The organism is Macrococcus epidermidis (genome assembly GCF_003259695.1).
Lineage (GTDB): Bacteria > Bacillota > Bacilli > Staphylococcales > Staphylococcaceae > Macrococcoides > Macrococcoides epidermidis.
On the sequence record NZ_PZJH01000003.1, the window covers coordinates 68889 to 93336 of the forward strand.

26 protein-coding genes are annotated in these 24448 nt (G+C 33.3%); 19 read left to right on the plus strand and 7 right to left on the minus strand.

Features of this window, described 5'->3' with window-relative positions:
- From BHU61_RS08095 to BHU61_RS08105, 3 genes are all read left to right on the plus strand, one after another.
- Nucleotides 1–570, plus strand: a complete 570-nt coding sequence (locus BHU61_RS08095; RefSeq protein WP_111716017.1) for an alpha/beta hydrolase — start codon at nucleotides 1–3, stop codon at nucleotides 568–570.
- Between the two features lie 114 nt (nucleotides 571–684).
- Complete coding sequence (locus BHU61_RS08100; protein ID WP_111716019.1) at nucleotides 685–1599, plus strand: hypothetical protein; 915 nt, start codon at nucleotides 685–687, stop codon at nucleotides 1597–1599.
- Between the two features lie 171 nt (nucleotides 1600–1770).
- Nucleotides 1771–2277, plus strand: coding sequence for an LURP-one-related/scramblase family protein (locus BHU61_RS08105; RefSeq protein WP_111716021.1), 507 nt, complete (start codon nucleotides 1771–1773; stop codon nucleotides 2275–2277).
- Between the two features lie 101 nt (nucleotides 2278–2378).
- Here BHU61_RS08105 and BHU61_RS08110 read toward each other — a convergent pair whose 3' ends face one another.
- Nucleotides 2379–3332: an NAD(P)-dependent oxidoreductase gene (locus BHU61_RS08110; protein ID WP_111716022.1), complete on the minus strand. Its 954-nt coding sequence runs from the start codon at nucleotides 3330–3332 to the stop codon at nucleotides 2379–2381.
- 180 nt (nucleotides 3333–3512) lie between these two features.
- On the opposite strand from BHU61_RS08110, the gene BHU61_RS08115 reads away from it, so the two are divergent.
- From BHU61_RS08115 to BHU61_RS08140, 5 genes are all read left to right on the plus strand, one after another.
- Nucleotides 3513–5246, plus strand: a complete 1734-nt coding sequence (locus BHU61_RS08115; protein WP_111716237.1) for a pyruvate oxidase — start codon at nucleotides 3513–3515, stop codon at nucleotides 5244–5246.
- A gap of 485 nt (nucleotides 5247–5731) precedes the next feature.
- Nucleotides 5732–6226: a pyrimidine dimer DNA glycosylase/endonuclease V gene (locus BHU61_RS08125; RefSeq protein WP_111716025.1), complete on the plus strand. Its 495-nt coding sequence runs from the start codon at nucleotides 5732–5734 to the stop codon at nucleotides 6224–6226.
- A complete protein-coding gene (locus tag BHU61_RS08130) occupies nucleotides 6219–6707 on the plus strand; it encodes a cupin domain-containing protein (protein ID WP_111716027.1) in 489 nt (162 codons plus the stop codon). The genes BHU61_RS08125 and BHU61_RS08130 overlap by 8 nt, the downstream gene beginning before the upstream one ends.
- A gap of 4 nt (nucleotides 6708–6711) precedes the next feature.
- Nucleotides 6712–7074, plus strand: coding sequence for a DoxX family protein (locus BHU61_RS08135; protein ID WP_111716029.1), 363 nt, complete (start codon nucleotides 6712–6714; stop codon nucleotides 7072–7074).
- 119 nt (nucleotides 7075–7193) lie between these two features.
- Nucleotides 7194–7700: a PepSY domain-containing protein gene (locus tag BHU61_RS08140; RefSeq protein ID WP_170122510.1), complete on the plus strand. Its 507-nt coding sequence runs from the start codon at nucleotides 7194–7196 to the stop codon at nucleotides 7698–7700.
- Nucleotides 7701–7758: 58 nt separating this feature from the next.
- Here BHU61_RS08140 and BHU61_RS08145 read toward each other — a convergent pair whose 3' ends face one another.
- From BHU61_RS08145 to BHU61_RS08155, 3 genes are all read right to left on the minus strand, one after another.
- On the minus strand, nucleotides 7759–8082 hold the full coding sequence (locus BHU61_RS08145; protein ID WP_111716032.1) for a branched-chain amino acid transporter permease: 324 nt from the start codon (nucleotides 8080–8082) through the stop codon (nucleotides 7759–7761).
- Nucleotides 8079–8783 (minus strand): AzlC family ABC transporter permease, encoded by a 705-nt coding sequence (locus tag BHU61_RS08150; protein WP_111716034.1) that lies wholly within the window; start codon nucleotides 8781–8783, stop codon nucleotides 8079–8081. Before BHU61_RS08150 ends, BHU61_RS08145 begins: the two co-directional genes overlap by 4 nt.
- Nucleotides 8784–8906: 123 nt before the next feature.
- Nucleotides 8907–10208, minus strand: coding sequence for a PepSY-associated TM helix domain-containing protein (locus BHU61_RS08155; RefSeq protein WP_111716035.1), 1302 nt, complete (start codon nucleotides 10206–10208; stop codon nucleotides 8907–8909).
- A gap of 340 nt (nucleotides 10209–10548) precedes the next feature.
- Between BHU61_RS08155 and BHU61_RS08160 the strand changes: the two genes are divergently transcribed.
- The 11 genes from BHU61_RS08160 to BHU61_RS08210 all read left to right on the plus strand — a co-directional run bounded on the left by BHU61_RS08160 (nucleotide 10549) and on the right by BHU61_RS08210 (nucleotide 23082).
- Nucleotides 10549–11382, plus strand: coding sequence for a phosphate acyltransferase (locus BHU61_RS08160; protein WP_111716037.1), 834 nt, complete (start codon nucleotides 10549–10551; stop codon nucleotides 11380–11382).
- A complete protein-coding gene (gene buk, locus BHU61_RS08165; RefSeq protein ID WP_111716039.1) occupies nucleotides 11382–12452 on the plus strand; it encodes a butyrate kinase in 1071 nt (356 codons plus the stop codon). Before BHU61_RS08160 ends, buk begins: the two co-directional genes overlap by 1 nt.
- Nucleotides 12453–12538: 86 nt before the next feature.
- Nucleotides 12539–12832: a HesB/YadR/YfhF family protein gene (locus tag BHU61_RS08170; RefSeq protein ID WP_111716040.1), complete on the plus strand. Its 294-nt coding sequence runs from the start codon at nucleotides 12539–12541 to the stop codon at nucleotides 12830–12832.
- A 200-nt stretch (nucleotides 12833–13032) separates the two neighbouring features.
- A complete protein-coding gene (locus BHU61_RS08175) occupies nucleotides 13033–14427 on the plus strand; it encodes an amino acid permease (RefSeq protein WP_111716042.1) in 1395 nt (464 codons plus the stop codon).
- Between the two features lie 602 nt (nucleotides 14428–15029).
- Nucleotides 15030–16070, plus strand: a complete 1041-nt coding sequence (locus tag BHU61_RS08180) for a PTS sugar transporter subunit IIC (protein WP_111716043.1) — start codon at nucleotides 15030–15032, stop codon at nucleotides 16068–16070.
- 60 nt (nucleotides 16071–16130) lie between these two features.
- Nucleotides 16131–16808 carry an L-serine ammonia-lyase, iron-sulfur-dependent subunit beta gene (gene sdaAB / locus BHU61_RS08185; RefSeq protein ID WP_111716045.1) on the plus strand — a complete coding sequence of 226 codons (678 nt, stop codon included), beginning with the start codon at nucleotides 16131–16133 and terminating at the stop codon, nucleotides 16806–16808.
- Between the two features lie 47 nt (nucleotides 16809–16855).
- Complete coding sequence (sdaAA, locus tag BHU61_RS08190) at nucleotides 16856–17749, plus strand: L-serine ammonia-lyase, iron-sulfur-dependent, subunit alpha (RefSeq protein ID WP_111716046.1); 894 nt, start codon at nucleotides 16856–16858, stop codon at nucleotides 17747–17749.
- 433 nt (nucleotides 17750–18182) lie between these two features.
- Nucleotides 18183–20183, plus strand: coding sequence for a catalase (locus BHU61_RS08195; RefSeq protein ID WP_111716048.1), 2001 nt, complete (start codon nucleotides 18183–18185; stop codon nucleotides 20181–20183).
- Between the two features lie 174 nt (nucleotides 20184–20357).
- Nucleotides 20358–21467: a LytR/AlgR family response regulator transcription factor gene (locus tag BHU61_RS08200; RefSeq protein WP_111716050.1), complete on the plus strand. Its 1110-nt coding sequence runs from the start codon at nucleotides 20358–20360 to the stop codon at nucleotides 21465–21467.
- Between the two features lie 81 nt (nucleotides 21468–21548).
- Complete coding sequence (locus tag BHU61_RS08205; RefSeq protein ID WP_111716052.1) at nucleotides 21549–22388, plus strand: ABC transporter ATP-binding protein; 840 nt, start codon at nucleotides 21549–21551, stop codon at nucleotides 22386–22388.
- Between the two features lies 1 nt (nucleotide 22389).
- Complete coding sequence (locus tag BHU61_RS08210) at nucleotides 22390–23082, plus strand: ABC transporter permease subunit (RefSeq protein WP_111716053.1); 693 nt, start codon at nucleotides 22390–22392, stop codon at nucleotides 23080–23082.
- A 24-nt stretch (nucleotides 23083–23106) separates the two neighbouring features.
- Here the strand turns inward: BHU61_RS08210 and BHU61_RS08215 are convergent, their stop codons facing one another.
- The 3 genes from BHU61_RS08215 to BHU61_RS08225 are packed head-to-tail and all read right to left on the minus strand — an operon-like array spanning nucleotide 23107 to nucleotide 24421.
- Nucleotides 23107–23859, minus strand: coding sequence for a sulfite exporter TauE/SafE family protein (locus BHU61_RS08215; RefSeq protein ID WP_111716055.1), 753 nt, complete (start codon nucleotides 23857–23859; stop codon nucleotides 23107–23109).
- On the minus strand, nucleotides 23859–24155 hold the full coding sequence (locus BHU61_RS08220; protein WP_111716056.1) for a rhodanese-like domain-containing protein: 297 nt from the start codon (nucleotides 24153–24155) through the stop codon (nucleotides 23859–23861). The genes BHU61_RS08215 and BHU61_RS08220 overlap by 1 nt, the downstream gene beginning before the upstream one ends.
- 5 nt (nucleotides 24156–24160) lie before the next feature.
- Complete coding sequence (locus BHU61_RS08225) at nucleotides 24161–24421, minus strand: metal-sensitive transcriptional regulator (RefSeq protein WP_096077637.1); 261 nt, start codon at nucleotides 24419–24421, stop codon at nucleotides 24161–24163.
- Nucleotides 24422–24448: the final 27 nt, after the last annotated feature.

Below are 24448 nucleotides of genomic sequence, written 5' to 3' on the forward strand. Positions count from 1 at the left end.
ATGAACTATTTCTATCAGAAAAATGATTCAAATGAATTAGTTGTTTTATTTCATGGCACCGGAGGAAATGAATATCAGTTATTAGGCATCGCTGGTGAATTATTTCCTGGTGCTGATGTATTAAGCTTTGAAGGTGATAGTGGAAGTGCGATGAGTAGACGCTTCTTCCCACCTTTAGTGAATGGTGAGATGGATCGAAATGCTTATAACGATGCGGTCCGTCGTGTAACAAAAGTAATAAATGAACTAAATTTAGATTATGATAAGGTAACTTTCCTAGGTTATTCTAATGGCGCTAACTTTATTATAGGATTCTTAGAGAATGCTATTGAGATAGATGTGGCAGTATTAATGCACCCATCAGACTTAAAGTATGACGTATCGAATGCTAAACGTAATACGAAAGTAATCATAACAGCGGGTGCAAACGACTATATGGTATCACCTGGACAAGCTAAAGCATTAGAAATGCAGTTTAAATCATCATTCGCTGATGTAAACTTTATGTTGTTTGATGGTGGCCATGAAATAACACAAGCAGAAATTGAAAGATTGAAAGCAATACTATAGATTAAAGTCGACTCAACAAGTTATCAAAACTTGTTGAGTTTTTATATACATATACAATATTTGTATTTTTATTTTATAATGAAAGCTATATAAATTTAACGAGAGGTGTCTATTATGAAATCTATTGATATATTGATAGATAAATTACCTAATGAGTTACAAAAAATTGTTGTAGATTGTGACGCTAATGAAGTGATGAATTATTTTATGGAAGAAGAAGCGAACACAGAATTAGCCTATTTGGTTTCAAATATTGCTACGCATATGGATACAGTTGAGGCGCATACCATGGGACAATTATTGTTTGATATCGCTGTTAATTGGCTGGATCAATCCTATTATTTAGCAGCCTTTCATGGTTTCAGAATTTTAGAATTACAAGAATTTAAAGATGTTGCATCGATGAAAGCATTTATTGGTAATGCAGAACACCCTGATTATGATATTATTCCAAATGCACGTTTTAGATATGTAGCTGAAAAGATTAAAGCCATCGAGCCCAATTACAAACTTCAAATTCCTGATAATGTACATGAAATTGAATTGCCGGATATACTGGATAAAAAAGTGATGAAAGCTATGAAAGGCAAAACTTATGGCTTTAAAGATGCTAAATTCGGTATTACGAGAAAAGAATTTGAAGCAATCTTTGGTGAACCGACAGAAGCATTGATCAATATGGGAGAAAAATACGTAACTGCATTGTATTACCGCAGTCGATATAATCATACAATCATCTCTCCGTTCTTTAAAGGAGCAAAAGGGATGGATGAACAGAACTATGTATTTACTGATATTAATTATTATTATGAAATGCATGAGAATATTAGTATGAAGGCATTCATGAAAGTATGGGGTAAACCTGAGCAAAAAGGGATAGCTTTAGGTAATACAAGTTATCGCTATAGCAACGTGAATGTCTCGTTTGATAAGGATTGGGAAGGAAAGTTTTACGTGAAACAAGTGTGGTTTGGTAATGATGAAAGTGCACAAAAAGAACGCGAAAGATTTGATTTTGAGGAGCATTAAATGGTGAAATATAAAGCTATGAAAGTGCCGGATATTTTGAACGAAGAAGTTCTAAAATGAACATAGAATATTATTTGATAAATAGTTATAAACCTTTTATGTGTAATTTTTCATTAAATGATTAAATGCGTTATAATATACTTAAATAATTTAGAATAGGAGCTGTTGAAATTGAGACTTTATGCAAAGAAAAAGTTACTTTCGTGGACTCAAGATTTTTCGATTATGAACGAACAGGATGAAATCGTTTATACGGCGAAAGGTCAGCATGATTTATTAGGACGTAGAAAGCTAAGAATTCTTGATACAAATGGTAATGAGTTAGCGTTTATTAAACAACGTGCAGCAGCTTTTTCTACAACGATGGATGTATCAGTAAATGGTTATGAGACACTAACGATTCGCAAGAAGATGTTATCGTTTAGACCGACTTACCTTATTGAAGGAGAAGACTGGATTGTACGTGGTAACTTCTTAAATTATGAATATACGATTGAAGATGGATCTGGACGTATTGTTGCTGAAATCAGTAAACAATTCTTCCAATGGAGAGATACATTTGGCATTGATATTATTGATGAAAGTGCAAATGTAGCACACGTTATTGCGATTGTTATGGCGATTCACACAGACATGCAGGAAGGGAACACCACAGCTGCAACATCGGCAATATTATAGGTTGTTATCGCAGAAAAAGAAAAGAGGAAATCAACTTCGGTTGATTTCCTTTTTCAAGTTATTTCATATCTCTTATATATCTATACCTATATTTCTATTTCTTAATTAACAATATAATCTGGTTGTTTGTTATTCAGTTTCTTGTATACATTTTGTGTAACGATATCGGCCATCATATCACGCGCTTCAAATGTTGCGTTTCCGATATGTGGTGTGATGACTACATTGTCTAATTTTTTTAGTTTTTCATTGATTTCAGGTTCGAATTCAAATACATCTAAAGCTGCACCTTCAATGACTTTCGCTTCCAATGCATCAGCAAGTGCTGCTTCATGAACGACCGGCCCACGTGATGCGTTGATTAAATATGCAGTCGGTTTCATCATTTCGATTTGTGCTTTATCAATCATATGTTTCATTGATGGATTGTATGCAGAGTTAATTGTAATGAAATCAGACTGTTGAAGTAGTTCTTCAAGTGATACATATTTCGCGCCAGTTGATGTCTCACGATCTTCATGACGATTGGGTCCAGTATATAGAATGTTCATATCGAAACCTTTCGCACGGCGTGCCACAGCTTGTCCGATTTCTCCTAGACCAATAATACCAATTGTCTTACCTGAAACTTCACGGCCACGGAAAAATAAAGGAGCCCAACCGTTAAATCCTGTCGTACGGCATACTTTGTCTCCTTCAATCACACGTCTTGCTGCAGCAAGTAGTATAGCAAATGTCAGATCTGCTGTTGCATTTGTTGAAGCTTTTGGCGTATTAGTAACGTCGATGTCTTTTGTACGTGCATATTCACTATCAATATTGTTAAATCCAGCACCATAATTAGCGATGATTTTTAAATTTGGTGCAGCATCAATGACATCTTTATCTACATTAGTAGAGAGTAAACTGATCAATGCATCTTTATCCGCAATACGTTTAATTAGTTCATCTTTAGTTATTAGTTTATCTCCTTTGAATACATCAACATCGTCGAAATTTTCCTCTAAGTACTGTAGACCCTTTTCTGGTATTTCACCGGCTACTAAAACTTTCATTGTATTTCCTCCTCATTTTATATGATGCGTATATGTATATCTTAACAAAAATGATATATCGTTTGCACATAATGGAAATAGGGATTATACCTATAAGATGAGTAATTTGATTACTATTGTTTGCAAGGGGTAATGTAAATAATATGTATAAATATGAGTGGAGAAAGGAATGTGAACGACTTGTCAAAACTAAAAGCGAACCATGCACTTGTTAAAGCACTTAAACATTGGGAGATTGACCATGTATATGGTATTCCAGGTGATACGATAGATACAGTGATTGATGCATTGAAAGGTGCTGAAGATGAGATTAAATTTTATAATGTACGCCATGAAGAAGTGGCTTCTCTTGCAGCAGCAAGCTATACGAAATTAACAGGTAAAATTGCGGTATCTGTTGCAATTGGTGGACCTGGCGCAATTCATTTGTTAAATGGTATGTACGACGCTAAGATGGATAATATTCCACAGCTTGTCCTCGTTGGTCAAGCTAACACAGATTTATTAGGTACAAAGTACTTCCAGGAGTTAGATTTAACAGCAATGTTTGCTGATGTTGCTGTGTATAATAAACAACTCGATCAGGCGGAAAATGTATTTGAAGTTGTCAATGAAGCGATACAAACAGCTTACGATAAAAAAGGTGTCGCAGTGCTTTCGATTCCCGGTAATCTATTAAGCACAAAAATAGAAGATCATACAGCAGAAGCACCAATTAAAATGCCAGTACAAACGTCTGAGATTGATAAGGCAAACATTTCAGAAGCAATAAAACTGATTGAACAAAGTAAGCATCCAGTAGTGCTTGCCGGAACAGGAACGAAGCATGCTAAAGAATTACTTGTGCAGTTTATTGAACATGCACAATTACCTTCTATTGTGACTTTACCTGCAAAAGGATTAATTCCTGATACCCATCCAAATATGTTAGGGAACTTAGGGAAAATTGGTACGAAACCTGCATTTGAAGCAACTAAAGAAGCGGACTTATTGATTATGATTGGTACAAACTTTCCATATGTAGATTATCTACCGGATGAAGATGTACCATGTATTCAAATTGATAATAACCCGGAAAAGATTGGCACTCGCCATAAAGTGACAGTACCATTGGTGGGTGATTCAAAAGAGATATTGCAATTATTAATTGAAAAATTACCAGCAATAAAAGAAAGACCATTCTTAGAAGCATGTAAAGAAAATATGGCGGAATGGAATAAATGGCTTGATGAAGATAGAGCAAATAACAGTTTTCCTTTACGCCCAGAGCGTATCATGGCAGAAATTGATAAGATCGCAGATGAAGATGCAGTATTCTCGATTGATGTAGGAACATCAACCGTATGGGGAACAAGATATTTAAGACTTGATCATAATAATCGCTTCTTAACTTCACCATGGTTAGGTACGATGGGCTGTGCTTTACCTGGAGCAATCGCAAGTAAGATAGCGTATCCAGATCGTCAGGCAATTGCAATTACAGGTGACGGAGCTATGGCAATGGTAATGCAGGACTTTGCTACAGCTGTATACCATAACTTACCGATGATTATTGTTGTATTAAATAATAAACAGTTATCATTTATTAAATATGAACAACAAGCAGCGGGTGAATTAGAGTACGCGATTGATTTTGGAGATATTGACTTTGCTAAATTTGCAGAAAGTTGTGGTGGAGTAGGTATTACTGTTACAAAACCAGAAGAACTTGCAGGTGCCTTTAGACATGCAAAAGATGTGAACAAACCAGTAATTATTAATGCGTATGTAGACCCAGATGCAGCACCACTTCCTGGACAAATTGTATGGGATGAAGCGTTAGGATATGCTAAATTTGAGTTACGTTCATTATTAGAGGAAAATAAATTTGAAAAGATGCCACCGTTAAAAACAATTATGAGAAGATTCTTTTGATACAATATAATAATGAAAGAGACAATCACTTAAGATGTTGATTGCTTCTTTTACTAAATAATAAGCATCGAGGAGAAAATGACACGTGCTTAGAAAAATTATACTGGGAATGTTATCCGGACTTTCATTATATATATTGTTGTTAATAGGCGATTATTGTTTTGGTACAAACACTGTCCGACTATTATTAAATATTGATTTTTTGACACATCAAAAAGAAATGGTTTTATGGAAAGAGTTATTACCACACTTTTTCGTTAGCATCATCCTCTTCAGTACGCTAGAACAATTATATCGAAAAGAAACATTATTCAAAATAGCGCTACTAATAACTCTACTTGTTTTTATTTTGCTGTATTTATTATTAATAAATATTGCAGTATATCAACAATATTCATCTTCTTTACCGATGTTTTTAGTTTGGATGGTAGGTCATGTTATCTATTTATATATCGTATATCAATTTATGAAGGACGAAGATCACCATGCAAATTTTTAGAGTTAGCGAGAATCATGAAATATCTGCACGTTATTTAGATAATAGAAGATTGTCTAAACAAGTGTTAGAACTTTATCAGATTATTCGTGTGTGTTTATCGGCATTAAATATTATTGATGGGAACATTAGATACTTACACCATCCTATTGTTAAACATGTGTATAATGAAGGTCATCCATATATGTTAGATTGCTTTGCTATGCTAAAAGTGATGGATGATGAACATACACGAAGAGGCTGTAAACGTTCAGAAACGTTTAAGAAAGATATCGACATTCTGGCTACTATTATTTCCGAACATAAGCATTTATTTAATACAGCAGCCCTACCACCATTATATGTATATGGTCCAGATAAGATTTATGGAGAGAATGCTTATATAGCTTATCAGAATTTACTATATGAAAAGTGGTTAAATGATAAAATAGCACCAAGGTGTAGTTTTAAAATTAATAAAATTATGGAGAAAGAAAATGAATAAAGATCAATTGATTAAAAAATTACGTATGCAGCCACATCCTGAAGGTGGCTATTATTATGAAACATATCGCTCAAATGAAGTAACTGCTGATGGTAGAGCACTATATACAAGCATCTATTTTCTTTTAGAAACAGGAAATATCTCACATTTTCATCGGATAGATTCAGATGAATTATGGTATTACCATGGAGGGGATTCACTTACCGTTCATATGATTTATCCCGATGGTAAGTATGAAGCAGTTAAATTAGGATTAGACGTAATGAATGGAGAAGTACCACAATTTTTAGTACCGAAACATACCATCTTTGCATCAAGCGTTGAAGAGGATAATGCATGGAGTTTCGTTGGATGTATGGTATCACCTGGATTTACATTTGAGGGATTTGAATTATTTACGAAAGATGAATTAAAGCAAGTGTATCCGCATTTGGAAGATGTCATTGAGAAATACGCACTAACAACAATAGAGGAGCAATAATAAAATGAAATTAATAAAATTATTACTGAAAACGATACTAGGATTAGGATTTTTTACGGCAGGAGTACTTCATTTCCTAAGAGAGCCGAATTTTACGAAGATTGTTCCAGGTTATATACCCTTTAAAAAGGAAGTTGTCTATATTTCCGGGGTAATTGAGATGATAATGGGTGTTTACTTGATTATCAAAAAACCAAGTGAAAGTGCTAAGAAGTTAATCAATATATTTTTATTAGGCGTATTTCCGGCGAATATTTATATGGCAAGAAAAGGAATTCCATTAGGTGATAAACGACTACCGAAGAGCGCTTTATATGGGAGATTACCATTGCAATTCGTATTGATGAAATTGATAAAAGTTTTATAAAACTCATTCTCGCTTAATATTTAGATTATATGGTGATTGCTATACATATTGATAATATTTGTTTGTATATATTAAATTTTGGGTATAAATTTAATAACTCAAAAAAGGAGCTGAATATGATGAATAAATATATAAAACAATCTTCAGCACTTGTTCTAGGTGCATCATTACTATTAGGGGCCTGTGGCAATGAAGATGATAAATCAGTTGATTATAGCGAAGTAAAGACGGATGCGACTCAGGCGATTGAAACCGCACAAAAAGAAGTTAAAGGTGATCTTGAAAGTATCTCTTTTGACTATGATGATAAAGAGAAAAAGTGGGCATATGATGTTAATTTAAGAGATGGAAATGAATCTCATGAAGTGACAGTTGATGCTGTAAGTAATAAAGTACTTAAAAAAGAATCAGAAAAAGAAAATGACAAAGAAACGACAATCAATTATAAAGATGTAACGCCAGTTGAAGACATCATTGAAGTTGCTAAGAAAGAATATAACGGAGATGTGAAAGAATGGAGTTTAGATGAAGATGATGGCGTAGTAAAATATGACGTTGAACTCGCTAAAGATGGAAAATCAAAAGAATTTGAAATTGATGCTAAAACTAAAAAAATCATCAAATAGATGCTTAATCATAATATAGAAAAAGCTACAATTCGATAAGAATTGTAGCTTTTTCTGTTTAGACTAATCGAATAAGTAACATATAGTATAGCGTTCCTACAGCGATAGATAAAAGCATATTACGTTTCCATGAATGTAATACGATAATCAAAGTAATTGCAAGTATTGCAGGAATATTGGCAGAAGGTAAACTCCATTTAATATCCTTTAATGCATATACAACAAGTAATCCAAATACAGCGGGAGGTAATACACGACCTAAATATTCAATAAGCTCAGGTAATGGTTTATCTCCTTTAAATACGATGAAAGGTAAGAAGCGGGTTAACATTGTAGCGATAGTAACCGAAAAGATAATAATTAGCTGTTCTGCTATCGTCATATGCGCTCACCAACTCTTGTCAAAGGACGTTTAAAGACAATGAAAATGATGAGCATAATAAACATGGTAGGAAGAACAAAGTAAGACTTACCAAATATTAATAGACAGACAATAGAAATGATTATACCGAGCGTTGAAAAGCGTCTTCCACCTTTGAACCATTGTTCAAGAAAAATAACTAAAAAGAGTGCTGCCATTACAAATTCCAAACCTTCCAAGTCAACTGTAATAAAGCCCCCAATAATACTTCCTAGAAAAGAACCAGTTACCCAGTATAAATGATTGAATAACGTAACATACGTCATAACTAATCCTTTGTCGACATTTTTAGGAATGGACATTGTTTGATTAATAACGAATGTTTCATCACACATGCCAAATATTAAATACCATTTCTTTCTCCCGGTACCTTTAAATCGTTCGAGCATTGCAATCCCATAAAACAGATGTCGTGCGTTAATCATCAGCGCGAGAATAAAAGCGCTAAATGGATTAAAGATACCAAGCAGCATCGTTGCTGCTACAAATTCCATAGAACCAGCAAAAATACAAGCACTCATAAGAACAGCCATCCATATCGGATGTCCTAAAGAATGCATATATATACCAAAAGTCATTCCGAGAAAGATAAACCCAGTTAAGATTGGAATAGTGGGTGGAAATGCAACCTTTAATGCGAGTTTATGTCTGTTTTGATTCATACAATCAGCTCCGTACAATATATTATGACTTATCTTACATGAATAAATGATGTCACACAATCACAATTGTTTGAAAATTAAAAAAAGTAACTGGAATTATCCAGCTACTCAATTAGTTCTATATTATATCGCGTATTTCTTCTTGCTCATCAGTAAAATGAGCTCGATAAATGCAATGATTATGAGTGAGATGCCAAATAGAGGCATTAAAATTCCCATTAGAATAAGTAATATTGCGAAAAACCAAGTATATTTCATATAAGGCTGTGACTTAGGTGTTGATAGTTTACCTTTCTGTTTACGCATAAAGTAAATTTTAATTCCGAAGAAAGTCAGCACTAATAATCCAGCTAAGAATAATAGGTTAATGACTTTATTTGCTAGCCCAAATAAATTCCCTTCATGAAGTGGGATACCGACTGCAATAAATTTTGCAAGTATACCATAGTCATTAAAGTCGTAAATTGCAAGTTTCATTCCTGAATATTGATCAAGATGAATAGTGCGTTCGTCTAGTGGATTTGCATCTAGACCAGTCACACCTGTTCCAGCAGCTTTAGATAATACATAGGTCCCCTTATCATCCATCGGTACAGTGATACTATAAGGCTTCTTAAATCCTTCCTCTTGCGCAATTGCATTGATATGGGTAATCGGTAGTCTATTGCCGTCGTGAGATTTAGAATTTGTATGTTCACCACGTGTTGCCCATGCAATCTCATTATTAGATACAGGTGGCGTCTTTACGGATTCAGGGTAACCGACAAGTGAATGATTTACTGCAAAGTCATAAATTTTTGCACCTATAAATCCTGACCAGGGTAATCCAGTTAACACAATTAGTAATAAAGGAATACTTAAAACTGTACCGAGTATTGCATGGAACTTCGCTTGATTTTTACGTTTGATTTTAGAGGTGCTGTTTGTAATATATTTACGGAAGAAAGTCATGAATAATCCTGTAATGATTAAGAATATTGCCCAGCAACTTGCAAGCTCCACTAAATAATTAATAAAGGTATTACCAGTTAATAGATTTGAGTGCATTTCACGAGAGAAATTTGAAAATAATTTAGAAGGTTCTATTTCACCTTTCACTTGATTATGATGATCTAGATAGACAACTTTAGAAGTATCATCTGGTCCCATTATAGATACACGTGTGTTGTAATCGCCTTTTAGGAAACTTATCTTCATAACATGATACCCAGGATGACTGTTGAGTATGTCATCAATACCATCATTAAGCGATTGTTCTGGTTGATTCGTTTGTTCAAATAATAAATCGTGATTTAATTTGTTTTCTACTTCTGGATAGAATAAATACATGATGCCTGAAATACTTAATGTAATGATTAGGGGTGTAATGAAAATTGCTGCATAAAAATGCCATCTCCAAAACACATTATTAAAATACTTTTTCACAAACTTTCCTCCATATTTTCACAAGTTAAAATAAATATTAGCATAAAAGACATAAATAAAAATCACAAGATTGTGAATATAATAGGTCAGAAATATGGAAATTTTGTGTATGAGTTTTTTGATTATCAACTAAATAATTACCTACAATTATATTTTTATTATATAAATTTAGTATTTTTGAAGAAATGGATTGAATACTTGTAAAATTTATATTGAATTCTTTACTTGTAGTGTCTATATATGATTCCTTTACATCTATTTTCGAATGTGAGAAAATACTATCGAACAAAAATATTATCTAGTCTTAGTACTAGGTTATAATCAGAAAGAAGGAATATAGATGATTAAGGTAGTTATTCCTGGTGGTTCAAGACCAGAGATATTAGAAGTGATAACAAAAGCGAAACAATTATATAAAGATGTTGTATCTTTTTTCGTATTTGATACAGAAGAGAATATTGATTCAAATGATGTATGGATGTATGAGCAATGTGAAACGGAGGGAGATTCTGTTAAACGTGCTGTAGAAATGGCGGCAACTGGAGATGCCCAAGTGCTTATGAAGGGGATGGTTCAAACGCGTACGGTATTAAAAGAAGTACTTCAAAAAGAATATAATCTTCGCGGTCAATCCGTGTTATCTCATGTGGCGCTTGTTGATTTACCGGGAAATAACAGGCAGTTATTATTAACGGATGCTGCAATGAATATCACACCAACTTCTGAACAGTTAAAGCAAATTGCTGATAATGCCATTGATGTAGCGCATCGCATAGGTATTTCGCAACCTAAAGTGGCTATGATTAGTTCTGCAGAGACATTTAATCCGAAGATGCCATCTTCAGTATTAGCAAGTGAGGTCGTTTCATTATTTAAAGGTAGTGAAAATGCGCTTGTAGCTGGTCCTATTTCTTTTGATTTAGCTACTTCTAAGGAAGCTGCAGATCATAAAGGGTATGACGGCGTTATTCAAGGCGATGCAGATATCTTAGTAGTACCTACAATTGATGTTGGTAATGTATTGTATAAAGCTTTCTCAGTAATAGGAAATGCTGTAATAGGAGGTACAATTGTTGGGGCAAAAGTACCGATTGTACTTACTTCACGCAGTGATTCTCCAGAAAGTAAATTGTACGCTCTAGACTTTGCAGTACGACAAGTGAGGGACATATAATGGACGGAAAATATATATTAGTCATTAATCCAGGTTCAACTTCTAGTAAGGTTGCTCTATATTGTAGTGATAATTGTGTGGACGAAAGTATTTTTAGATATACGGTTGAAGAGATTGGAAAGTATGATACAGTAATGGATCAAATTGAGATGCGAGAAGAGCGTTTACGTACTTTCTTAGAGTCTCATAATATTTATCCGGGAGATTTAGCAGCAGTTGTTGCCCGTGGTGGACTGATGAAGTCGATTATTGGAGGCACGTATTTGGTGAATGAAGAGATGGTAAATGATCTTCGTTCTGGTACATATGGTATGCATGCTTCAAATTTAGGAGCAATCATCGCTAATGATATTGCGCGTGATTACGGTGTGAAAGCATATACAGTAGATCCGGTTGTAGTGGATGAATTTGAAGATCTTGCACGCATTTCAGGATTTAAAGGAATTGAGCGCCGAAGTGTATTTCATGCATTGAATCAAAAGGCTGTGGCACGTAAGGTGTTATCTGAAGAGGGTATGGATTATTTTAATGCCAATGTGATTGTTACCCATATCGGTGGCGGTATTTCAATTGGTGCACATCAGTCAGGGCGAGTTATTGATTGTGTAAATGCATTTGATGGCGAAGGACCTTATTCTCCCGAGCGAACTGGGCAACTACCATTAATAAATTTTGCGAAGCTCATTATTGAAGAAAAGTTAAATATTTCACAAGTGAAATCAATACTAGCTGGAGAAGGTGGTATGAAGTCTTATTTAGGTGAAATTGATATTCAAACGATTGAACAAAAAGCTTTAAACGGAGATAAGGAAGCAAAGCTTTATTTTGATGGCATGTGTTATCAGATTGCTAAAGGTATTGCTGAAATGGCAGCGGTATTGAAAGGTGATGTAGATTATATCATTTTAACAGGTGGTGTGAGTCATTCCCAATATGTTGTTGATAACATAAAATCACATGTTGAGTGGATTTCTAAAGTAAAAGTAATGCCTGGCGAAGAAGAATTACTAGCTTTATACGAAGGTGTCATGCGTGTGTTGAAAGGTGAAGAAACAGCCTTAACATATTAGTTATTTCAATGAAGACATAATTTAAGACTTTAATATTAGTCTGATGATATAATTTCTTCAGAAAGACTTATTATGGGAGGTACGATATGAATATTTATATTTCAGATAAAGCACTGCAATGGTTCAAAGACGAAGTTGGTTTAGAAGCAGGACAGGCAGTTAAATTCTATGCTAAAATTTATGGTTCAAGCAAGATTCAGGAGAGTCACTCTTTAGCATTTAATGTGGATCCGGATTATGATAAAGCAATTGCAAAAGTTGAAGCAGATGGTATTATTTTCTATGTTAACGAAATGGATGAGTGGTTTTTCAAAGATTACGATTTATATATTGAATATGATGAAAAATTACAAGAGGTTGCTTACGATTATAAAAAATAAAAGGAAATAATCTATTTGAAAATAATTTTTTCAAAAAAGTTTAAAGCGTTAAAGCACGTGGGTGTAAGGGTTTTCTCTTGCACCCTTTTCATATTCTCCTAAAGTTTATAAATAGTACTTCTAATTTTCTGAAATTATAGTATAATTTCAGAATAGTAAAGAATGTTTTAATATTTAAAAAACAAAAGGGGATAGAAAAAATGGAAGACAATCATTTAAAGAGAGGTCTTAGTTCAAGACAAGTCCAAATGATCGCATTAGGTGGTACCATTGGGGTAGGTTTATTCATGGGTGCATCAAGTACGATTAAATGGACTGGACCATCAGCAATTTTAGCTTATTTAGTTGCTGGATTATTTTTATTTTTAGTAATGCGTGCGATGGGGGAATTAGTTTATTTATTCCCTACAACTGGATCATTTGCTGATTATGCTTCAACATACTTACACCCGGTGTTTGGTTATGTTACAGCATGGGCAAATATATTCCAGTGGGTTGTAGTTGGTATGAGTGAAGTAATCGCTGTTGGACAATATATGCAATATTGGTGGCCGGATTTACCTACTTGGATTCCAGGTATCATCGTAATTGTGACTTTAGCATTAGCGAATATGGCTTCAGTTAAAGCATTCGGAGAATTCGAATTCTGGTTTGCAATGATTAAGATTGTAACAATTGTTTTAATGATCATAGCAGGTTTAGGTATTATATTATTTGGATTTGGTAACAATGGTAATCCTATTGGATTTGGTAACTTAACGGAGCATGGTGGATTCTTCCCTAAAGGTATCGTAGGATTCTTCTTTGCATTATCAATGGTAGTTGGTTCTTATCAAGGGGTAGAATTAATCGGTATTACTGCTGGTGAAACAAAAGATCCACAGAAAAACGTAGTAAAAGCAGTTAATGGTATTATTTGGCGTATTTTAATCTTCTACATTGGTGCAATCTTTGTTATCGTAACTGTTTATCCTTGGGATGAATTAGGTAACGTAGGTAGCCCGTTCGTAGCGACATTTGCTAAAGTTGGTATTACAGCTGCAGCAGCAATTATTAACTTTGTAGTGATTACAGCAGCAATGTCTGGTTGTAACTCAGGTATCTTCAGTTCAAGCCGTATGATCTACACATTAGCAAATGAAGGTAAAATGCCGCGTGCATTTGCAAAAGTTATGAAAAATGGTGTACCAGTTTATGCTGTACTTACGATTTCAATTGGTATCTTTATCGGAGTAATTTTAAATGTAGTATTACCAATGTATATTGATGGCGCAGCAAATATTTTCGTATATGTTTATAGTGCATCTATCTTACCAGGTATGATTCCGTGGTTTATGATTTTATTCAGCCATTTACAATACAGAAAACAAAGACCTGATTTAGCTGAAAATCATCCATTTAAAATGCCATTCGCGCCATTCTCGAACTACATTACAATTGCTTTCTTAGTAATGGTATTAATCGGAATGTTAATTAATGATGAAACACGTGTATCAGTTATTATTGGTATCATCTTCTTATCAGCTATGGCAGGTGTATACTTCTTAAGAGGATTCCAAAAATTAGATGAAGGTCGTGACTTCTTAGATAAATAATTAAGAATAACAAATTAATATATTTTCATACCGTTCGTTTTAGCTCATGCTAAAATGGACGGTTTTTTTTGTTATAACAGAGATGTTACATGCATATCGAATATTTATTAAAAAATATATTAGAATTTAAAAATGTTATTAAAGTAAATTATGTTATATTTTATCAAATATAAATAATATTTTATTTATACCACACACTCTATCATTTTTGTAATATAATACTTTATCTAATTAAAGAATATCAGATAATTTAAAACCTTTTAAATTCATTGATTTTAAAAGGTTTTGAATTATTAGTGATAAAAATCACATTTAAATATTTATATATGTATAACAGAAATTAAATAAATAAAAGCTTTAAAGCGGTGAAGTGTAGGAGTAACAAGACTGTTCTAATTCCGAAATAAAAATCAAAGCATAATTATACATAATAAAATATAAATATACAAAATCTATTCATATTTTGTTCATTGTATCCGTTTTCAAAAATGATATGATTAATTTGTGAAAAAGATAACAAACTCTTTTGATGGCCATTGAAAGATGATGAATGTCAAAATTCAAAGTATAAAAATTAATCTTAAATAAAGGAGAAATAATCAATGGATATTATTATTGGCGTAGGAACATTATTAGTTGTACTTATTTGTATGTCGTTATTTTTAAATTTTGCACCATACGGTAAGGAAGGTCTTCAAGCACTCTCCGGAGCCGCCTGTTCAACATTTTTACCACAAGCATTTCTTAGTTATGCAATAGGAGGAGTGTTTGATATTCCTTTCTTTGTACAAGTTGGTGATACACTTGGAGGCCTTGGTGGTTTGGCTGTCGGAATATTAACATGTATCAAATTAGGTATCTCACCGGTATATGCTTTAATCGTAGGTTTATCACTGCTAAAAGTTAAATTGTTACCAGCGTTTATAGCCGCATATGCTATTAGCTTTTTGATTAAACAAATAGAAAAACGTGTACCTGAAGGTTTGGACTTAATCGTTGTAATTTTAGTGGCACCAGCTTTAACGACACTTATTGCTTTAGCAATTCAGCCTTCTGTAATTGCAGTATTAACTCAAATTGGATCAGCAATCACTGCTGTGGGAGATGCAAATCCTTATGTATTGGCAATCGTACTTGGAGCTATTATCCCTGTAGTTGGGATGACACCGCTAAGCTCTATGGTATTAACAAGTCTGTTGGGACTAGTTGGTACACCGATGGCTATAGGGGCTCTATGCTGTACAGGTAATTCATTTGCAAACTTTGTATTGTTTAAAAAATTAGGATACGGAACTAAAGCAACACCATTTGCTGTAGCGATTGAACCATTAACACAAATTGATATTATTGCAGAAAAGCCTGTTCAGCTTTACGGCTCAAATGCGATTATCGGTATGGTAAATGCTTGTATTATAACAGCGTTTGGATTAGTTATCAATGTTACAGGAATGGCTACTCCAATCGCAGGATTTATTGTAGCATTCGGATTTAACGATACAGTTCCTGTTCTACTTTGTGGATTAGCAGTAGCGGTTTCAAGTATGGTATTAGCTTGGCTCTTTGCAACATTCTTTAAGAAACATGACATCTCAGTATCTGTAAAGATGCCTACTTTAAAAAGAGCAAGAAATCAAAATGCATAGTAAATAAACCTATAAAAGATTTGTAAAAATATATTGTTAAAACAATAGGAGGAAATAATAATGGCTAGAACATCAGATTATAAAAGTGCATTCGATATTATAGGTCCAATTATGATTGGCCCTTCAAGTTCACATACAGCAGGAGCAGTTAGAATAGGATTGGCGTCAAGACATATTTTGGGTGAGGAACCTAAGAAAGTAAGTATTTCATATTATGAATCTTTTGCAGAAACACATCTAGGACATGGAACAGATTTAGCATTAATCGCCGGGATTTTAAATTTCCCAACTGAAGATCCACGCGTAAAAGATTCTATAGATATCGCTAAGGAAAAAGGTATTCAAATTGAATTTATTGAAGAAAAAGGACCAAGTAAAGGTGAACATCCTAACACAGCGCTTGTTAGATTAGACAGTGAACATAAACATATTGAAGTATGTGGAAACTCTATAGGTGGCGGTACTATTAAATTGAGAAGTATTCATGTCAATGGAGCCTGTGCACTTCTCAACCATACTTTACCAATACTTGTTTTGTATGGAGAGCAATCGGTAGGAGAATTTAATAGATGTATTAATGATCTTGCAGAAAGTGGTTTACAAATCAACGAGGAAATTAAATCACAAAAAAATAACAAATATATTGTAGCTTTACATTTACACAAACCGATTAAACCAGCATTATTGCAAAATATTAAAGAGAAATATCCACAAATAGAATTTTCAAATCTAGTATAGATTTAGAAAGAATATTATTGATTCAAGTAAAATGAGGAGGAACTAAAATGTATAACTCAATTAAAGAAATTATAGATACTGCAACACAAACTGGTAAATCATTTGCTGAAATGATGACAGAGATGGAGATGGAAACGTCTGATATGACGTATGAAGAAGTAAGAAATAAAATGAAAGAGAACCTAAAAGTAATGAAAGCTGCTGTTCTACGTGGCTCCTCGGGAGAGGGTGTGAAATCTGTAACAGGTCTAACTGGACAAGATGCAATTAGAATGAAAAAATATCGTGAACAAAATGAACCTTTATCCGGTAGCGATGTTGCAAAAGCATTGCAGTATGCTATTGCTACAAATGAAGTGAATGCTGCAATGGGTTTAATATGTGCAACGCCTACTGCAGGGTCATCTGGAACAATACCTGGTGTATTATTTTCTGTTGAAGACAAATTAAATTTAACTGAAGAACAGGAAATAGATTTCTTACTGACAACATCATTATTCGGTATTGTAATTGCCAATAATGCATGTGTTGCCGGTGCAATGGGTGGATGTCAGGCAGAAGTAGGTAGTGCTTCAGCAATAGCAGCAGCTGCAGCAGTAGCGATAAAAGGTGGAAAACCTGAACAATCTTCACATGCATTAGCACATGCTTTAGGAAATCTACTTGGTCTTGTATGTGATCCAGTCGCAGGTTTGGTAGAAATACCATGTGTTATGAGAAACACAATTGGAGCAGGTAATGCACTGATTGCTGCTGATTTAGCTTTGGCTGGTATTGAGTGTAAAATTCCTGCAGATGAAGTAATCGAAGCAATGAACAAAGTTGGCCGTAGTCTTCCTGCAGAATTACGAGAAACAGGCTTAGGAGGACTTGCTGGAACTCCAGCAGGTGAAGAAATGAAGGCAAGAATATTTGGTGCCAAAAATCCTGTGTTTAATTAATCCAGATTTTTTAATTAATCATGATATTTGGAATGACGATGTAACTGGATATAGTAATAAAGGATTGTAAAAATTAGTGTGACAAGAAAAGATTTTGCGAAGAGATCAGCGGTAGATCCTTTCGTTAATAAAGTCATATCGATAACTGAAATGATAATAAAACAAACAATTGAAATTAGAACACGTATTAGATAGTATTTCACATCAACTCACCACTTTCCAAGCTTTAACCTATTATATAAAACGCTTACATCAAAGTAAATAACTATAATGATAAGTTTAGATGTAAGGTCAAAATTACTAAAATTGCATTCTACAATTAGAATGCAATTTTTTATTATATAAAATTCCATACAAAAAGTGTACAACGTTTCTATTTATTTGAAATGGGAATAAGTAATTTGTATGTAAATATAATATAGGGGGCACTACAATGACTAATGAAAAAGATAAGCAATTAGAAGCATTTCGTAGAGACCATTCTGAAGATACACCGTTAACGACAAACCAAGGTTTAAAAATGGCAGAAGATGAATTTTCATTAAAAGCAGGGGAACGTGGTCCGACATTATTAGAAGATTTTCATTTCAGAGAAAAGATGACACATTTCGACCATGAACGTATTCCTGAAAGAATTGTTCACGCGCGTGGTTATGGGGCACATGGTGAATTTGAATTATATGAAGATTTAAGTGAATATACTAAAGCAAAATTTTTAACAGATACGAGTAAGAAGACGCCTGTATTTGTTCGTTTCTCTACTGTACAAGGTTCAAAAGGATCTAACGATACTGTACGTGATGCGCGTGGATTTGCAACAAAATTTTATACTGAAGAAGGTAACTATGATTTAGTAGGAAACAATATTCCAGTATTCTTTATTCAGGATGCCATTAAATTCCCTGATTTAGTACACGCAGTTAAACCAGAACCACATAATGAAATTCCTCAAGGTGGAACAGCTCATGATACATTCTGGGATTTCTTTGCACAAAACCCAGAGTCAACACATATGACAATGTGGACAATGAGTGACCGTGGTATCCCGAAAAGTTTCCGTACGATGGAAGGTTTTGGAGTGCATACTTTCCGTTTAGTAAATGCGGAAGGGAAATCACACTTTGTTAAATTCCACTGGAAACCATTGCTTGGAACACATTCATTAGTTTGGGATGAAGCTCAAATTATCGCTGGTAAAAATTCAGATTATAACCGTGAAGACTTATACGAAGCAATCGATAAAGGTGATTACCCTGAGTGGGAATTAGGTTTTCAAATTCTTCCTGAAGAAGATGAATTTAAATTTGATTTTGATATACTAGATCCAACGAAATTATGGCCAGAAGAAGAAGTGCCAGTAAAACGCGTTGGTAAAATGACTTTAAATCGCAATGTAGATAATGTCTTTGCAGAAACAGAGCAAGTTGCATTCCATCCTGGACATCTTGTACCTGGTATTGACTTCAGTAATGATCCGTTATTACAAGGACGTTTATTCTCATATACTGACACGCAATTATCACGTTTAGGTGGACCGAATTTCCATCAGTTACCGATTAACAGACCAGTATGTCCGTTTGCTAACAATCAACGTGATGGTATGCATCAAACATTTGTCCATAAAGGACAAACTGCATACCATAACAATGCGATCAATAATAACAATCCACACACAACACCAGCTGAAGAAGGTGGATTTGAACATTATCATGAAAAAATCGATGCTCATAAAGTGCGTGCTAGAAGTGAAAGCTTTAAAGAACATTATTCACAAGCGAAAATGTTCTATAACAGTTTAAGTCAACCAGAAAAAGAACATTTGCGTGATGCGTTTGCTTTCGAATTAGGTAAATGTAAACATGACTTTGTAAAAGAAAATGCGGTTGCAAATATTAATAAAGTAGATAAAGATTTAGCGACTCAAATTGCTGAAAAAATTGGTGTTGATGCACCTACTACAGATGAAGAAGTTAAGTCAGATAAAAAATCTCCAGCATTAAGCATGGAAAATACAGTTAAAAAATTAGATACTTTATCTGTTGCTATATTAGTAACTGAACAATCAGATGAAGCTAAGATCAAAAAATTAATAACTACACTTGCTGATAATAAAGTAAATTATAAATTAGTGAGCGAGAAAGCATTTAAATTAGGTGAATTGAAAGTGTCTGAAACATTTGATACAGTACATTCTACGTTATTTGACGGTCTGATTGTATTAGATGTTAAAACACCATTATTACCACCTGTGAAAGATTTCATTGAAGCAGCTAACCGTCACTTTAAAACAATCGGTTATGATGCATCTGTTGCTAAAGCATTAGAAGAAACTGCTGTTGATGTAACACAACCAGGCATTGTTGAAATGAGTGATGATACAAATAAATATTTAGATGCGCTTGTTGTACAAAGACATTGGGATAGAAAACTATAATAAATATTTGAAAATGAATGAAAAAATAAAATGATTAATTAAGTTACTTTTAAAGTCTGTGAATTCACAGGCTTTTTTTGATATTCGATAATCCAATATGTATATTACGGTTCATGTATAATAGATTTATAGTATCTATATATTTCCTATGACATACTACTATTGGGAGGATGTATGACTGAATTAATTAATCATTTACAAACATTAGATTTCAAAGATCATGCATGTATTGTTTCTAATATGAATCAACAAAAAGAAATTATCACTCATTTTGAGGGAAGAGATGTATGGATAGAAACTTTTAATACACCTTTTCATGAACGTTTAACAGTTAAAGAACAATTAAAATTTTATATGAGATGGTTTAGTGCAACATATAATATAGATGATGTTTTACGACAGTTTATGTTAATAGAATATAGCAATGTGAAAGTAAAGAAATTAGAATATGATGAATTTGTGTTATTGAAAGTAGCTTTGGCATATGTACAGGATAATAAACTTATCATTTTTAAAGATATATTACATAACTTAAAAGTGGAAACAGTTGATACAATCTTAAATGTACTCACGCAATTTAATGCGGATCGTAAAATTCTACATATACTCTCATATTTAGACCATGGATTATTATTATCAAATGAAATTTATCAGGTAAAAAAATTTCAATTTAAACGTTTAGAAGTTTATGAGGACATAGAAGAAGCAGTAGAATTAGCTGATTCAATTGAAAAAGGACAATCTGCTCAGATATTTAATAATCGCGATATGCTGGATAGTGTGATAAATAAGAACAATCAAGAAAGTATTAATGATACATATGATGAAAAGAAAATAAATAATAAAGAAAATGATAAAGTCAGAGGAAATATTAATGACATACAAAATATTTCCCAAGAAATAAATTCGAATTTTTCCCGTAGTAACGTATTTAGAATAACTGTTAAAACAGAAGATAAGACATTATTTATTAATCCTGAAGATATCGACTATATTGAGGGAGCAGAAGGAAAGGTAAATATTCATTTTAATAATGAATCATTTAAAGCAGATTATACTTTGAATGAACTTGAAGAAAAATTAAAGGTGTATGGCTTCTATAGATGCCATCGTTCTTATATTATCAATCTGCAGAAAGTAACAGAGATGATTACATGGTCGAAGAATTCATATTCGATTAAAATAGATGGTTTAGAAAATACATTCGTACCATTATCACGTAACAAAGTGAAAGAAATTCAAGGATATTTTAATAGTCATACGGTACAGTTCACGGAAAATTAAGTACATTTAACGTGTATTTTATAGTGAGAACCCCTAGTCTCTAATACAATTTGGGTAACAAATTGATTGGAGGCTATTTTTATGACACTTATACAAATGAATGATGTAGTAAAGATGTACGACAGTCAAAAAGCAGTTGATCATTTATCTTTAAATATTAATCAAGGTGAGATATTTGGATTACTTGGACCGAGTGGCTCAGGGAAGACAACGACGATTAAGATGCTAACAGGAGAAACATCTATCACAGAAGGTAGCATTCAAGTATTTCAATATAAAGATAAAGCACTTCAAACAGCAGAGTTTAGAGAACAAATAGGTATTCTCTCTGATAACAGTGCACTATATGAAAGGTTAACAGTATTTGATAATTTAAAAATGTTTGCAGGACTTTATAAGCAACCTGTAAATAGAATCGATGAGGTACTTTCATTTGTACAATTAGAAAATGAGAAGAAAACAGTGGTTAAAAAGTTATCGAAAGGGATGCGTCAAAGAATATTGCTTGCAAAAGCTCTAATACATCAACCTAAACTATTATTCCTGGATGAACCAACTTCAGCCCTAGACCCAAATACGACAAGACATATTCATAAAGGTTTATTAAAATTAAAAGAAAGTGGAACAACTATATTCTTAACAACACATGATATGGATGAAGCGGAAAGTTTATGTGATTGCATTGCGTTAATTAATAACGGAAAACTTATTGCACTGGATACACCAGATAATTTGAGATATCAACATTCAGATCAGACAATTACTGTGGAAATGAATAATTTAGAGAAGAAAAGAGTGCATAAAGAAGATGTAATGCAAATTACAGATTTACTCAATACGAAACAAGTGAAACGTATTTATACCAACGAACCGACATTAGGCGAAGTATTTATTAAAGTGACTGGAAAGGAGCTTGTTTAATATGAAGATGAATAGAGTAATGGCAATTGCAGAAAAAGATTTCAAAGAATTTATGAGAAACATGATGTTACTAACGATGCCGATATTGCCAATTGTAATGTCTTTAATATTTAGTAAAACTCCTTTACAAGGAGACGGGGGGAAAAGTCTGGCAATATTAATGATTGCAATTTGTTTAGGGGCAGTCTTGACTGGAACAATGATGACAATGATAGCTGAAGAAAAAGAGAAGAATACCTTAAGGGGACTTGTTAATTCCCCTGCATCGATGTTGGATATTCTTATAGGCAAAAGTTTAGTAGTGAGTTTCTTTACTATAATTACGATTTTTATAAGCCTAATAATTATAGATGTCAGTGTACTTACAAATGGAAAAATGATTATAGGATTTATTCTATTATTCTTATTTTTCCTATTTATAGGAATTGCTATAGGTTTAGCAGTTAAGAATGTATCTGAAACTAGTGTATACTATTTACCAGTACTATTTTTATTTGCAATGGCACCAACCTTCTCTAATATGGGGTTTGATAAAGATAATTTCTTTGTGAGACTCAATAGTTATAGTCCTACAGCGCAATATGACTTATTAGCTCAAAATAATGATATAAAACATATTATTATTATTGGGATTTGGACACTTATTTCGTTTATTATCACAGCATTTTTGTTCAAGAAAAACTCAATCGATTAAAAAAGAGAGCCACTCGGCTCTCTTTTATATTATATCCATAATCATCTTAATCGCTGCGATGATTATTAAAGCAGTCAGTATATATCTTAATACTGTTTGATTTGTTTGTTTAGATACTTTCGTGCCAAGTGGTGCAAATATTAAACTGGCGATAATTAATGGTAGTGCATGCTCCATATCAACACTGCCTGTTATGAATTTCGTAAAGAATGTACCAATTGATGATACGAAAGCAACGATGATACTGTTAGCAACAACAACTCTAAAGGGTACTTTAAAGAATGTAAGTAGGATCGGAACGATTAAGAATGCTCCTCCAGCACCTACAATTCCTGATAAAATTCCTATTACTGCAGCTACAATAAATAATGCTATTTTATTATACTTTGCGTTCGTGTCATTTGGGTTCACTTTAATAAACATAAGAATAACTGCCACAATAGCGAGAAATGTATACACGATATTGATGATACTTTCATCAAATACTGATGCGACATATGCGCCTGTAATACTTCCTGAAAGAATACCGATACTCATCGGTATAATAATAGATGAGTTGAGATTTTCATTCTTTCTTTGGCTAATACTTCCACTGAATGTACTAAAGAATACCTGGGCTGCAGTGAGACCGGCTGCTGTCGTTGGTGACATATCAATATTAAATAATGGTGGAATAAATAGTAGCATCGGATACATAATAATTGCACCACCAATACCAATAAGTCCAGAAAGGAATGCACCGAGTGCTCCAATAACAGCAAATAATAGAAATGCCATTATAAAGCTTCCCAATCTAACATGCCACCATCTACATTAGTCGTTTTTATCCCTAAATCACTTAAATACTGACAAGCTTGCCCACTTCGGTTACCTGATCTACAGATGATGTAGTAATGGCCATCTTTATTGAGCTGATCGGTATGTTCTGATAATACGGATAGAGGGATATTAACTGCTTCTTGAATATGATGCTCTTCATATTCATAAACTTCTCTCACATCGATGAGATTAATTTTCTTCTGATCTAATAATGATTTTAATGTTTCGACATTAATTATTTGATAGTTTGTCATTTGTGTTACCTGCTTTTTATTAACAAATCAACAGCTTGTTTTACAAGTTCATCTGTATCTTCATTATTTTTAACACTTTCTTTAACGCATTCAGTTAAATTCTCGCTAACAATCACTCCAATTAAGCGTTCAATACCGCTACGAGATGCACTAAGCTGCATAACAACGTCTCTGCAATCTTTTCCTTCTTCCATCATTTTAATCACACCATTTAATTGACCTTGTATACGTTTAAGTCTGTTCATTGCACTTTTATCGTATTCCATTATATAACCTCTTTCTGTTTTGTAATG

Excerpts from the sequence above, each read along its gene's own strand:
- BHU61_RS08180 (WP_111716043.1), top strand. The coding sequence starts at position 15,030 with ATGGATATTATTATTGGCGTAGGAACATTATTAGTTGTACTTATTTGT.
- sdaAA (WP_111716046.1), top strand. The coding sequence starts at position 16,856 with ATGTATAACTCAATTAAAGAAATTATAGATACTGCAACACAAACTGGT.
- BHU61_RS08125 (WP_111716025.1), top strand. The coding sequence starts at position 5,732 with ATGCAAATTTTTAGAGTTAGCGAGAATCATGAAATATCTGCACGTTAT.
- BHU61_RS08140 (WP_170122510.1), top strand. The coding sequence starts at position 7,194 with ATGAATAAATATATAAAACAATCTTCAGCACTTGTTCTAGGTGCATCA.
- BHU61_RS08205 (WP_111716052.1), top strand. The coding sequence starts at position 21,549 with ATGACACTTATACAAATGAATGATGTAGTAAAGATGTACGACAGTCAA.
- BHU61_RS08135 (WP_111716029.1), top strand. The coding sequence starts at position 6,712 with ATGAAATTAATAAAATTATTACTGAAAACGATACTAGGATTAGGATTT.
- BHU61_RS08095 (WP_111716017.1), top strand. The coding sequence starts at position 1 with ATGAACTATTTCTATCAGAAAAATGATTCAAATGAATTAGTTGTTTTA.
- BHU61_RS08195 (WP_111716048.1), top strand. The coding sequence starts at position 18,183 with ATGACTAATGAAAAAGATAAGCAATTAGAAGCATTTCGTAGAGACCAT.
- BHU61_RS08225 (WP_096077637.1), bottom strand. The coding sequence starts at position 24,421 with ATGGAATACGATAAAAGTGCAATGAACAGACTTAAACGTATACAAGGT.
- BHU61_RS08150 (WP_111716034.1), bottom strand. The coding sequence starts at position 8,783 with ATGAATCAAAACAGACATAAACTCGCATTAAAGGTTGCATTTCCACCC.
- BHU61_RS08110 (WP_111716022.1), bottom strand. The coding sequence starts at position 3,332 with ATGAAAGTTTTAGTAGCCGGTGAAATACCAGAAAAGGGTCTACAGTAC.
- BHU61_RS08100 (WP_111716019.1), top strand. The coding sequence starts at position 685 with ATGAAATCTATTGATATATTGATAGATAAATTACCTAATGAGTTACAA.
- BHU61_RS08130 (WP_111716027.1), top strand. The coding sequence starts at position 6,219 with ATGAATAAAGATCAATTGATTAAAAAATTACGTATGCAGCCACATCCT.
- BHU61_RS08210 (WP_111716053.1), top strand. The coding sequence starts at position 22,390 with ATGAAGATGAATAGAGTAATGGCAATTGCAGAAAAAGATTTCAAAGAA.
- BHU61_RS08160 (WP_111716037.1), top strand. The coding sequence starts at position 10,549 with ATGATTAAGGTAGTTATTCCTGGTGGTTCAAGACCAGAGATATTAGAA.
- BHU61_RS08145 (WP_111716032.1), bottom strand. The coding sequence starts at position 8,082 with ATGACGATAGCAGAACAGCTAATTATTATCTTTTCGGTTACTATCGCT.
- BHU61_RS08170 (WP_111716040.1), top strand. The coding sequence starts at position 12,539 with ATGAATATTTATATTTCAGATAAAGCACTGCAATGGTTCAAAGACGAA.
- BHU61_RS08215 (WP_111716055.1), bottom strand. The coding sequence starts at position 23,859 with ATGGCATTTCTATTATTTGCTGTTATTGGAGCACTCGGTGCATTCCTT.
- BHU61_RS08220 (WP_111716056.1), bottom strand. The coding sequence starts at position 24,155 with ATGACAAACTATCAAATAATTAATGTCGAAACATTAAAATCATTATTA.
- sdaAB (WP_111716045.1), top strand. The coding sequence starts at position 16,131 with ATGGCTAGAACATCAGATTATAAAAGTGCATTCGATATTATAGGTCCA.
- buk (WP_111716039.1), top strand. The coding sequence starts at position 11,382 with ATGGACGGAAAATATATATTAGTCATTAATCCAGGTTCAACTTCTAGT.
- BHU61_RS08200 (WP_111716050.1), top strand. The coding sequence starts at position 20,358 with ATGACTGAATTAATTAATCATTTACAAACATTAGATTTCAAAGATCAT.
- BHU61_RS08175 (WP_111716042.1), top strand. The coding sequence starts at position 13,033 with ATGGAAGACAATCATTTAAAGAGAGGTCTTAGTTCAAGACAAGTCCAA.